We start from the raw sequence: 12,338 nt of genomic DNA, 5'->3' as shown, positions 1-12,338 counted from the left end.
ATGGTGCACGGGATTAAAGTTCTGAATTGGCGGCGTTGCACCAGAAACGACATCTAGCTTGTCGGCATACTGCTTCTTGTCGCCTTCGCTCCAGCCATGGCTGGCGTCCTCAATTTGCTCAAGGGACGGCTGTAAGAGAGTTGTGACCACAGCATCATTGCGTCTTAGTTCCGAGGACAAACCGATCTCAAACTTCATAATAGTATCGATTTTTGAGTTAGTTGGCTCTATACTATTCATGAACGCTATAAACCACGGTCGTTCAATAATACTTGTTCCTAAAAATAACAAATACGACTGAACATGCCAGGAAAACTGCAAAGACTCAGTCGCCCCAACCACATCATAAGCAGAACCCAATTTGGACATCCTACTTAACGCGCGCCTAAAAACATCGCGTGATAGGATTACAAAGCTGGAATTTATCAGCAGTATGTTGCCCACCTCCCAATTTTCTAACGCGTAGGTCAATCCAACGCGGTAGCTATAGAAATCATATCCAAAATTAGGCCGCCTTATTATTGTAATATTAGGTAAGTTTTCTATCAGATCGGGAGCACTTTTGCTGGTCGTCACAAGAACGACTCTGTCAAATAACCCACAGAGATCAGTCAATAGGTCAAAAAAATTGGGTTCGACGCGATCATTTACATCGAAATGAGCAACAACGGCCACGCTATCCACTGTAACCACGCCCCTTCTGCCGCAAATGACGATATAGATATCTGGCAATGGCATGCAGTGTTGAAGACTGTCGAAGTACCGCTGATGCTCTTTCGGCTATTCGGCCGGGAGGTCTAATATTTAGAAAAGTCTCCTTAGGTATGGGGGTACTCGAAATCTCTCCGTGATTGGCTATTGCCACAAGCCGATCGAATAAACGCGATCGAGCGGCATCAATCCCGACAGGTTCGCTGGCTGGGTGAAAGAACTTCCCCCGAAGCGTTTCTTCTAGATATGAGAGGCCCCATTGCTGGTCGGGTTCCAGATAGCACCCTTCACCCCATTCATTCCACGCGTTGACAAAGATAAGGCGATTGTCAGGTTCAGCATGATCCTGCCTGGCTTGAAAGCGTAAGAAGCGAAGCCACTCACCAAATAGTTTAGGCGTCGAGTTAACAATTATCGTCGGGTTGTTCTGTCGGCGCGCCGTGTTGTCCCAACCTGGAATAATAGCCCTAAACATTTTGAAGGACGGCCTCAGACGATTGGCGCTTTGGGCGATCATTTTTCGATAGTCAACTATACCGCCAGAGAAGTTGGGATTTGTAATTGCGGGAAATTCAGACGGGTGATTCTGAGGTCCGTTAAATTTGTGTGGCGGAAACTCGACCAGCGAGTCGGCCCCAACTTCTTCGGGTGCGGATATGTCGTAGAAGTCGACCACGCAAATATGGAGGCCTGGAAATCCATGAGCGGTGACACGATCACGCCATGTAGAAAACCAGCGCTGGGGGTTCGGTATCTCCTTGGCCCGATAAACTAACAACAGAGGCGCACCGTCAATTTTGATATATCTTTGGTCATCGAAGTAAGCCAGCATCCCGTCGATAAATGCTTCGGCATCTCCTTCGGCATACTTTTGCTCGAGCAAGACATTTTTCGTGTCGCCATCCCAAGCACGCGTCCAATTTTCATTGGCCCAGCACATGCAAAATTTGAAATCTAAATCACTTTCTAAAAATATATTGGCAGGCGCCTCCAGTACCCTTCTGCCACTGAACCAATAGTGGTAAAAGCAAAACCCATGCAATCCGTATAGCTTGGCAATTTCTACCTGCTCCCGCATGGTATTCGGGTGCGTAAGATCGTAGTATCCCAAATCACGGGGAATTTTTGGCTGATTGTGGCCAACGAAGTTTGGAGTGGCTCTGGCAACATTTGTCCACTCAGTGAACCCCGGCCCCCACCATTCAGAATTTTCGTCTATTCGATGAAATTGAGGCAGGTAAAAAGCTATTAATTTGGTATCATCTTCTTTGATATCTACTGTTTCTTGCTCTTCCGGAATTTTGGAAAGGGCCTCAAACGAAGCTGAATGATTGCCGGCTTCGCGTGCGGAACTCGACAATTCGCCGTTTGATCGAATTTCGAGTGCTAGTTTTTCGGCCTTAAAATTCTGTATTTGATGATTTAGATCAATGACCAGGTTTTGATTTTTTTGAAGTTCGTGTGTTAGATAGTTTGATTCTTCCGTCAAACGTAGAAAATCCGCGCGCTCATCTGTTAGTTTCGTGGTCAACACCTGAACTTGTGAATCTTTTTGCCTTTGCTCAGATGTCAGTCTCGCTATCTCGTCTTCGCGCTGTTCAAATAATTGCCGCAGGGCCGTGTTTTCTCGATTGAGCACCTGAAGACGCGTATCAAGTTCAGGGAAGAATGCATCGCCGAAGACGGGAGCGACCGCATCAAACTCATCTTTGATGCGGTCCAACATTGCCATGGCCGTGGCATCATTGGCATGTATCTCCAAAGCCTTGAGTGCAGAGTAAGCATCTTTCACCCAGTTCCCGACTCGCTCGTCCGCCAAGAGCATGCCGTCACTCGCTACGTGGTGCTGGTGATCGGTTGAAATATGGGCGTCGACTTCAGCGGCGGCTTCCTCGATTGGCCGTGGCCAGACAAGATCGAGCGCAGTGCCGATTTTTTCTAGGACCAGTCGCCAATTTTGTACCATCCCCTCATAGGATACGAACACGCGTGGCGCCCCGCGCGTCGAACACTCGGCTTCCAATTGATGACGAAGCCAAAGCAGCGCACCGAACCCAGGCGTTGACCCGCCCCGTTTGCCCAGCGAGGCGATGACCGCAAGCGGATTGCGACTTGCAAGCACGTATCGCCGATCGATTTTCATCGACTTCAAGACGTCCGCATACAGCGGCACGAAACGCGAGATGCGCGGCTCCTTAAGCACCAGGAGCGATGCGTTGCCATATTCCTCGTCGATCAACCGTGCGATCTCGGCCCGATAGAGTCGGGCACGCGCCTTCGACAGGTCGCTCAGATCGAAAGCCCGCCAGTCGTCCCATCGGCTGCCAGCCTCGGCCAGCATCCGGTCATGGAGTTCCATAAGCCGCAGCGGCTCCCAGTGGCCTGTTTCGTTGGTTGGATTGGCGCCGAGCATATTCTTCGGTAACCCGGCGCCGAGCAGGCTGATCGCCCTGGTCAGTGCACTGGTGCCGGAACGGTGCATGCCGAGCACCATAATGCAGGTGCGCTTGGCGGAGGCCGGTTTGGCTTTGGCTCGCGCCTTCGCCGCTGCTTTTTCGGCGGCACGTGGCGCGGGCTTCGCATTACGCATATTTTCCGGAGATGGTTGCTTGTTCATACTGTCAATGTCTGTCTCGTCTCTCCGATCAGAAGACGACGGACCACCTCTTTCGTCGACTCTCGCCATTCCGGCGCCGTCCATCCGAACTCGGACGTGAATTTCGTCGTCGCCAAGCGAGAATTGGCCGGGCGCTGCGCCTTGGTCGGATAATCCACGGTGGCGATATCCCGCACCCGCGCATCGGGGCCACCAAGCACGCGGCTTGTGTCCAGGATAAGACGGGCAAAGCCGCTCCAGTTGGTCTCGCCGGTTCCCGCCAGATGATAGACGCCGAAGGAAGCAAAGCCCTTGTTGCCGTGCAGCATCGCCGCGCAGTGCAGGATCGCGTCGGCAATATCAAGGGAGGAAGTGGGGTTTCCCCATTGGTCGGCCACCACAGCTATCTCGTCGCGATCAGTTGCCAGCTTCAGGATCGTCTTGACGAAATTCCTGCCGAACGGACTGTAGAGCCATGCCGTGCGCAAGATGAGGTGATGCGGGTTGGCCTTGGCGACCGCGTGCTCGCCGGCGAGTTTCGAGGCGCCGTAGACGCTGCGCGGAGCGGGTTCATCATCTTCGCTATAGGTCCCCTCGCCGCTTCCGTCGAAGACATAGTCGGTCGACAGATGGATGACAGGAACGCCAAGTCCTGCCGCAGCTTCGGCGACATGACCGGCGCCGGCGCCGTTGACGGCAAAGGCGAGGTCCGGTTCGTCCTCGGCCTGATCGACTGCGGTGTAGGCGGCAGCGGACACGACCAGGTCAGGCCGGGCAATGGCCAGCGCCGGTGCGATCGTCTCCGGCTTCGCCAAGTCGAGTTCAGGCCTGCCGAGCGTAACAACCTCGAAGTCTAGGCGCGCATGCGAACGCTCGACAAGGCTCCTAGCAACTTGCCCGTCGCGTCCGGTGACGACAAGCCTCACGCGGCACCCTTGTGCGCTTCACCCAACCGCTCGCCGGCGTAGTGCTCGCGGCGGATCGGACCCCACCACCACTCGTTCTGAAGATACCAGTCGACCGTTCTGGCGAGGCCGCTGTCGAAACTCTCGCGCGGCGTCCAGCCGAGGTCGCGCTCGATTTTCGAAGCGTCGATTGCGTAGCGCCGGTCATGGCCCGGGCGGTCGGCAACGAAGGTGATGAGATCGCGATAGCGCCGACCGGCGGAACGCGGCCGCCTGCTGTCGAGGATGCTGCAGATCGCCTCGACCACCGCCAGATTGGTACGTTCCGAGCCGCCGCCGATATTGTAGCTCTCCCCGACCGCGCCCTGGGTCGCGACCGTGGCCAAGGCGCGCGCATGGTCCTCGACGAAAAGCCAGTCGCGCACGTTCGCGCCGGCGCCATAGACCGGCAATGGTTTTTCGTCGAGCGCGTTCAATATGACGAGCGGGATCAGCTTTTCGGGGAAATGGAACGGACCGTAATTGTTCGAACAGTTCGACAGGACGATCGGTAGGCCGTAGGTGTCATGCCATGCGCGCACCAAATGGTCGGATGCGGCCTTCGACGCCGAATAGGGCGAAGACGGTGCATAGGGCGTCTGTTCGGTGAAGATACCGCTGTCGAAGGGCAGATCGCCGAACACCTCGTCGGTCGAAACATGATGGAAACGAAAACGGCTTTTCTTCTCGTCGGGAAGTCTGCGCCAATATTCCAGGGCCGAATTGAGCATTCGGTAGGTTCCCACGATGTTGGTCTCGATGAACGCGCCCGGCCCGTCGATCGACCGGTCAACATGGCTTTCGGCGGCAAGATGCATGATGACGTCGATGTCGTCGCGGTGCAGCACTTCCAGAATCGTCCTGTCGTCACAGATATCGGCGTGCACGAATCTGTAGTTGTGCGCGTTTTCGATCGGCCGCAACGAGGCGAGGTTTCCCGCATAGGTGAGTTTGTCGACGTTGGTCACCCGGTAGGCCGGATTGCCGCACAAATGCCGACACACCGCCGAGCCGATGAAGCCGGCACCGCCAGTCACCAGAAAATTCATGCCGCTCTCCTCACGTAAACATCTTTCACGCGAACACCTCGGCGGTGGCGAGCGTCGTCGCCTTGAGGTCCTTGTCCGAAAGTTGAAATCCGCCTGATATCGACGGCCATTCGATGCCGATGGCGGGATCGTCGAAACGGATCGATCGGTCATGCTCCGGCGAATAGGTGTCGGTGACCTTATACAGCACCTCGGTGTCCGGCACGAGCGTGACGAAACCGTGCGCGAAGCCTTTCGGCACCAAAATTTGATTGCCCTTTTCGGCGGAGATATCGAGGGCCACCCATTTTCCGAATGTCTTCGAGCTGCGGCGAATATCGACCGCAACGTCAAGAATCCTGCCGCGGACAACGCGCAGTAGCTTGTCCTGGGCACGCGGGGGAAGTTGATAGTGAAGCCCCCTCAACACACCCGCGGCAGCGGAATAGGAGTGATTGTCCTGGACGAAACGCAGATCGATACCGGCGTCTGAAAACCGCTCGGCGTTGTAGGTTTCGACAAAGAATCCCCGCGTGTCGCCGAACCGCTTCGGGATAATCTCCAGCACGCCATCGAGACCGAGTGGTCTGATCTCCAGCACCCTAGCTCTCCGTCAACTCGATGACGCGCTTGCGCAAATAGGCGGCATATTCATTCTTTCCCAGGCGCGTGGCGCGCTGCAGAACCTTGTCCGCCGTCAGCCAGCCCTGCTCGAAGGCGATTTCTTCCGGACAGGCAACCTTGATACCCTGACGATGCTCGATCGTGCGCACGAAGGAAGAGGCTTCATGCAGGCTGTCATGCGTGCCGGTATCGAGCCAGGCATAGCCGCGGCCAAGCTGATGAACCTGCAACTGCCCACGTTCGAGGTAGACGTTGTTGACCGCCGTGATCTCGAGCTCGCCACGCGCCGAGGGCCGGATCGTCGGGGCTATATTCACGACATCATTGTCGTAGAAATAGAGGCCGGTGATGGCCCAATTCGACTTCGGTGCCTGTGGTTTTTCCTCGATCGTCAAAGCGGAGCCGCTGACCTTGTCGAACGAAACCACGCCATAGCGTTGCGGGTCCTCGACATGGTAGGCGAACACCGAGGCACCGCTTTTGCGGGAAGCTGCTGTGCGGCAGAGCTGCGACAGCCCTTCGCCGAAATAGATGTTGTCGCCGAGAATCATCGAGACGCTGTCATTGCCGATGAAGTCGCGGCCAATGATGAAGGCTTCAGCAAGGCCGTTGGGATGCGGCTGCTCGGCATAGGACAGGTCAAGCCCGAATTCCGATCCGTCACCAAGCAAATCTTGAAAAACTGGCAGGTCGCGCGGGGTCGAGATGACCAGAACCTCGCGGATCCCCGCCAGCATCAGGACGCTCAGCGGATAGTAGATCATCGGCTTGTCGTATATCGGCAGGATTTGCTTAGAAACCGCCAGGGTCAGCGGATAGAGCCGGGTTCCGCTACCCCCAGCCAAGATAATGCCTTTCAACAAGCTCTCCTAAAAACCGTCTTCGCTCCCCAGCCGACGCAACTTATTCGTGTTTATGTTTCGCGCGTTCGTGCTTATGTTTCGCGCGGCGGCTTGTCAATCTTGGCTTGCGTTGGGACGAAGTTTCGATCGGAACGAACAATTTGTCACCGTTGTGGTCGATCTCGATCAATTCGTTCTTCTGGGCCAAACGGTCTGCAAATCCTTTGTGGAAGATGATGGCATTCATAAACGCAAACGTCATTGCAAGCGCTTCGGTCCGCAACGGATAATCAACCAGTGAATGGATGAGAAGAAAGGACACGGAGAGAAACGCCGCCTTTTGAAGAGGATCGCGGCGAATTCTAGTAAACGCCATCAAAAGAATTACGAAATAAAGCACCATCAGCAGAATGGCGAGAGCTCCACCTTCGAAGGCTATTTCAAGATACTCGTTGTGGGCATGATTTACGAACTGCTTGAAAATCATCTCTTCTTTTTCGTATATCTGATAAGCCTTTTGAAAATTCCCAAATCCAACGCCGGTAGCCAAATTTTCTTTGATCCCCTCGACAGTGGTACGCGCGAATTCTCCTCGCCCGAAATCCGGATCAACCGCCTCGGCATCGATCCTAGTCCACGCGCCCATGGTGTAGACCGAAAGCGCGATGAAAATCACCAGGATGCCGACTCCACTCGCCTTGGAACGCGCTGAAAGAAAGACGATGGAGAGTACGGTGATCGCCAGCCCAATCAGAACACCGGCGCGCGAACCGGCTGCCAAAAGAAGCAGCAAAAGCGTGACCAGCCCGACCGATCCAGACAAAAGATGTCCTCGGAACAGACCGTAATAAACGACGAAGGGAATAGAAACAAAAAGTAAAGCCGCAAAATGGTTCTGATTGGCAAAAAGCCCGGCATTGATCGTGAAGGGCAACAATCCTACTATGGCGATGTCATCTGAGAGCGAATACTGAATCGCGCCTGCCAAGCCGTTGCAGATAACACCCATAAAAAAGAATGGCAGAAGCCCACGCACCTGCTCGGCGCGCAAACGCAATACGCTCAAAAAAAATGCCGCCGACGCTACCAGATACAACAGACATTCAATCGTCCGTCCAACTCCGACGCTGACGAAACGAAATCGGGTTTCTCCAACCAGCTCGGAATCCGCGAGCAACAGCTCTGGTCGCAATCCACTGAATATGGCCGCAGGCAGCGGGATAATTTGCAAGATCACCAACGCCACCGCGAAGATAAGCAGCCACAGAACAGAGTGGGGGAGTCTCTGGCCAGACTTCTGTGAAAAGACAGCTGCCGCCGAGACAATTGCCGCGATCTCAATCAGCGTGTCCGTATAGAGGCCGCTTGCAGTGCCACCGCCGATCAGCAGCGATATAAACAGAACCGATCCGAGGAGATATTTATCCCATTCCGATGGCCGATCGCTCAAGATGAAAGTCTCTCGATGCTCAATTTGTGCATTATCAACGTACCGACATATCGAAAGCGCCAGCTCTCGGCGATTGCGGCAGTTTCCAGCTTCAACAATTGCATGGGGCACCCAGCCGGTCCAACCGAAAAATCCTGACTGAGCGCCTGGCGATTGTATGTACCCTCCGGAATATTGAAACGCGCTGTTTCGCCGGCCGGCCCCACGCATCTGATCGACCAGAACAACTCCTTTGGCAGCTTCAGGTTTCTTGCGGACGCAGCCAGAGAAATCTTGTAGGAGCCTGGAGGCAGTTCGATATATTGCTGAAGAGCTGTGTTCTTGACGGGCGTGTTTAGGAAGCGGACCGTTGCCCCACCCTCGCCTTCGACCGCATCTTGAGATGATACAAACGTAACTTCCAGGCCCGACTGATCGCCGACCTGCCAATCAAAAGGCTTGCCGCTAGACACAGGCTCAAATGTGCTGTTGAAAATGTATCCACCTAATTTCCGCTCTTGATCGGACAGACTGAAAAGAAACAAGCGATACGCCTGTTCATATTCTTTCTGACGAATATTGCCGTTGATCACATAGGACAGTTCGCTCCTGTTCGGGGGTGCGCTCGTACCAGTCAAATCGAGCAACAGTCGGTTTGCAAAATCGAGGCCCTCGGGGGTCTTAGCAAGCGTGACCAACAGATTGGCTCTCCAGGGCGCCGCGCCCCTGATGGCTGCCAGCACCGCCTGGTATCCATCGGGGTTCAAGAGGATTGTCGGCAGCCCCTCGGCAATCGCAGGAAATTGATCTGGCCATCGCCGCAGCAAAATATCGATCTCGCCGACGGCCTTTGACAGATCGCCTGTTTCGATCGAACGGCCTATCGACCTCTGGAGCGCGTGGATCTCCGTCTTGGATAATTTTCGAGCTTGATCGAAAAACTCATAAGCTTGGTCTTTTTTACCCTGTCGGTACTTGATCTCGCCGATCAGGCTGTAGAGACGTGCGTCCGCAAGGTCAAAACGAAGCGCGCTTTCGGCCTTGTCGAGCAATGCGTCGAAAAGATCGGGTGCGTTGCTTGTATCGTTCAGGTCGGCGGTGATTTCGCCTATCAAGGCATCGACGTTCAACGGATCCAGTGCAAGAGAAACGGCCGGCGTTTCGGTTTCAAGAAACCGACTTAGCCCGATCGAGGAAGCCACCAACACCAGAACGGATGCGACGAACCAGACGCCTGAGCGCCGGAGATTTCGCATAAGCGGGCTGGCCTGCTCCGTCATCGATCTTGCCCTCAATTTTCTGGGTACTCGTGCCGTAATCGTAATACTGGTAGTTCATATATTTGTAGGCGTAGTTGTAATCGAACTTGTTCACCGCAAATTTCGACATCGCCGCTCCGACCACATTCGCGCCAGCAGCTCGTAGGCGCTTCAACGCTGTCTTCGCCGACTTGCGTGTCACTTGATTGGTAGAGATGACCATCAATGTGCCCTCGGCAAGTCGGCTGAGGATAGGCGCATCCGAAAGGCCAACGACCGGTGGGGCATCGATTATGACAAGGTCGAAGCGCTTGCCGAGATTGGTGATGATCAGTGCCATCTTCGGCGAAGAGAGCAAATCCGCGGGGTTCGGTGGGATCGTTCCGGAAGTCAGAACAGTCACATTTGGGTATTTCGTCGCCCTGAAGATGCTTGCCAGATCCTCCTTGCGGACGGTGTTTGTCAGGAGATTGCTCAGTCCGATTGTGTTGTCGAGGCCAAACAGCCGGTGAAGATTGGGCTTTCGAAGATCGCCGTCGACAATGAGAACCCTTGCACCGAGAGCGGCAAAATCCTGTCCTAGCTTGAACGACGTGGTAGACTTACCTTCCGAGGGTTCCGAACTCGTGACCAGCAGCGATCGGGGCGCGCCTTCGGCACCGGAGAATTGCAGCGATGTCCGAAGCGAGCGGTAGGCTTCGGATAATCCTGATTTCTGATCGGCGATGCTGGCTATTAGTTCCCGGTCTTCGACATGGGGCAAAATGCCGAGCATCGCCAATCCCAATTCCTTCTCGATTTGCTCAGGGTTGGTGAAGGTGTTGTTCAGCAACTCGATGATATAGATAATTGATGCGCCCAGGGCCAAGAAAAGGGCCATCGCGATTGCAAGATTGATGGGCAGGCGCGGAGAATAAGGACTCCTGGGCTGCGTCGCGAAATCAACGATTGCCGCACTTTGTGACTTCAGTTCGGAGCTGACGCCGACCTCATTCAGCTTGGCGATAAGGCTGTCATACTGCGACCGGTTCGAATCGACCTCGCGCTTCAGGATGGTATATTTGATATTTTTGTCATTGAAGACAATCTGTTGCTTTTCCATCTCAGCGAGTTTGGAGCTAAGATCGACTTCCTTGTTCTGAGCTTCCTGGTATTTCTGCCGCAGTGAGTCGGTTATTGTCAAAACGCCGTTGTTATAAAGTCGTTGCAACTCTTTGATCTGCGATTGAAGCTGCTGCATCTCTGGAAAACCAGGTTTCAATATGCCCAATTTCTGTTGATACTGGCTGGTCAAATCGGCCAATTTGTCACTGAGCTTCTGCAGACCTTCGCTCTCCAGGACCGGGCCAAGGCTCGACCCGCGACCTTTGTCGATTTGTTCCACGATCCGGCCAGCATCGAGACGTTCCTGAATTGCTGTCGCGAGCGCTGTGTTCAAGGCCTCGATGTTCGACCCAATCAGCGACTTTTCGTCGCCGGTTATGGTGATACCGGCATCCTTTGCATAAGCAACCAAGTCCTCCTCGGACTTCTGAAGCTTTTGCTTTACCTGCAAAACCTGTTCCTGGATAAACTGTCGTGCCAGGTCGGACGTTTCGCTGGTCTGGTCCAAGCGTTGATCGATGAAGCTCTGCGCAACCTGGTTCGCTACGTCACTAGCATATTTCGGTTTCTGGTCAGCAAACGTAATCGACAAGAGGCTAGTATTAGTAACCAGATTGACAGTGAGGTCATTTAGAACGCGACCGATCGCAATCCTCTCACGTTCCTCCGGGGTTTTCTCTTCAATGGAAGGCGACTTGGAAAGGCCGAACGCACGATAGAAAATATTGCTAGGTGAGAAGTTCGGCGTCGGGAATAGGAAGTCCGGCTTTTCGCTAAGACCGAGTTGGAAAACTACGCGCTGGGCCAATGCGCGGCTTTTCAGCTTCTCCCGGGCCGTTTGAAAGGCCCGCAGATCGCCGGTTTCAGAAACCACTTCAATGTCCTGGAAAACTTTGGCGGAAGGAACCAGCACTTCCAATTGCGCTGTTGCCTGATATTTTGGCGTCTGCATCATGGTAACGACGACGCCGGCGACAAGCCCGGCCGCCGCCATCATGACGATCAGCCACCGATACTGGACAACGTAAAAAAGCAGCTTGAGCGGATTGAAGCCCTCGTCCTGCTCCGAGTAATCGCGGCCGTAGGGGCTATAGTTTTGCGCGCCGTCATAATACAGGTCGGCCGACAGGGCTTGGCCGTGCCCTGGACCTGCAATTTGATGCTGTCGGTTACGATCGAGCATGGTGCGACATAATCCTGGGGTTTGTCTGTATTCCAAAAATTCCGACCAGCTGCAATTTATAGTCCCGGGACCACTGCAAGTCTCGCTGCGCTTGATGCAACTCCGAGAGCGTCCTTGAGATTGTTCATCGCAATTTTCGATTTCGAGGCGAAGACGACAACCTTGTCACCACCGTAGATACGTGGATTGCGGCTCTTGCCAGCACGAATCTCCTCCACGTTGTAATTTGCGACCAACGTGTTTCGGCCGATAGTCCGGTAGACAAAGACCTTTTTTGCGTCTCCAACGTTATTGAACCCTCCGGCAAGGGCGATCGCATCGATGAGAGAAGAATTGCTCGATACCGGAAAGATACCGGCCCTGGCGACTTCGCCGTCGACGGTAATGCGCTGTCCGATCGATTCCTTGACGTACACCGACACATCGGGCGACTGCAGGTAGTTGGCGCCGTAAGCCGTTTCGATTTCCTGCTCCAACTGACGGACGGTTTTTCCCGCCGCGGCGACGGTGCCGATAAGGGGAAGCGAAATCTGCCCGCCGGCGTCGACTTGAACAGTTCTGTTCAGATTATCGACCTGAAACACATTCACCTCGAGCACGTCGTTCGGAGACAAAGGT

The 12,338-nt window shown here is 54.3% G+C and carries 10 protein-coding genes; all 10 read right to left on the bottom strand.

Features of this window, described 5'->3' with window-relative positions; genetic code table 11:
• A partial coding sequence (locus E5W87_RS07680; RefSeq protein ID WP_292395526.1) for a hypothetical protein occupies positions 1-693 on the bottom strand: 693 nt, incomplete at its 3' end.
• On the bottom strand, positions 677-3,328 hold the full coding sequence (locus E5W87_RS07675; RefSeq protein WP_292395524.1) for a glycoside hydrolase family 99-like domain-containing protein: 2,652 nt from the start codon (positions 3,326-3,328) through the stop codon (positions 677-679). The genes E5W87_RS07680 and E5W87_RS07675, both read right to left, overlap by 17 nt.
• Positions 3,325-4,233 (bottom strand): dTDP-4-dehydrorhamnose reductase, encoded by a 909-nt coding sequence (rfbD, locus tag E5W87_RS07670; protein ID WP_292395522.1) that lies wholly within the window; start codon positions 4,231-4,233, stop codon positions 3,325-3,327. Before rfbD ends, E5W87_RS07675 begins: the two co-directional genes overlap by 4 nt.
• Positions 4,230-5,300, bottom strand: a complete 1,071-nt coding sequence (gene rfbB, locus E5W87_RS07665) for a dTDP-glucose 4,6-dehydratase (RefSeq protein ID WP_292395520.1) — start codon at positions 5,298-5,300, stop codon at positions 4,230-4,232. Before rfbB ends, rfbD begins: the two co-directional genes overlap by 4 nt.
• Before the next feature lie 25 nt (positions 5,301-5,325).
• Complete coding sequence (gene rfbC / locus E5W87_RS07660; protein WP_292395518.1) at positions 5,326-5,880, bottom strand: dTDP-4-dehydrorhamnose 3,5-epimerase; 555 nt, start codon at positions 5,878-5,880, stop codon at positions 5,326-5,328.
• 1 nt (position 5,881) lies between these two features.
• A complete protein-coding gene (gene rfbA, locus E5W87_RS07655) occupies positions 5,882-6,763 on the bottom strand; it encodes a glucose-1-phosphate thymidylyltransferase RfbA (protein WP_292395517.1) in 882 nt (293 codons plus the stop codon).
• A gap of 43 nt (positions 6,764-6,806) precedes the next feature.
• The gene (locus tag E5W87_RS07650) at positions 6,807-8,195 is read right to left on the bottom strand and encodes an O-antigen ligase (RefSeq protein ID WP_292395515.1); all 1,389 of its coding nucleotides are present in this window, start codon (positions 8,193-8,195) and stop codon (positions 6,807-6,809) included.
• On the bottom strand, positions 8,192-9,454 hold the full coding sequence (locus tag E5W87_RS07645) for a hypothetical protein (RefSeq protein ID WP_292395513.1): 1,263 nt from the start codon (positions 9,452-9,454) through the stop codon (positions 8,192-8,194). The genes E5W87_RS07650 and E5W87_RS07645 overlap by 4 nt, the downstream gene beginning before the upstream one ends.
• Positions 9,342-11,720 carry a polysaccharide biosynthesis tyrosine autokinase gene (locus E5W87_RS07640; protein ID WP_292395511.1) on the bottom strand — a complete coding sequence of 793 codons (2,379 nt, stop codon included), beginning with the start codon at positions 11,718-11,720 and terminating at the stop codon, positions 9,342-9,344. The genes E5W87_RS07645 and E5W87_RS07640 overlap by 113 nt, the downstream gene beginning before the upstream one ends.
• Before the next feature lie 56 nt (positions 11,721-11,776).
• The coding region (locus E5W87_RS07635) for a polysaccharide biosynthesis/export family protein (protein ID WP_292395509.1) at positions 11,777-12,338 on the bottom strand (562 nt) is incomplete at its 5' end.

This window comes from Mesorhizobium sp., assembly GCF_004962925.1.
Classification (GTDB): Bacteria; Pseudomonadota; Alphaproteobacteria; order Rhizobiales; family Rhizobiaceae; genus Mesorhizobium.
The sequence above is the reverse complement of the archived record's forward strand: the minus strand, read 5'-3'. Positions and strand labels throughout refer to the sequence as shown.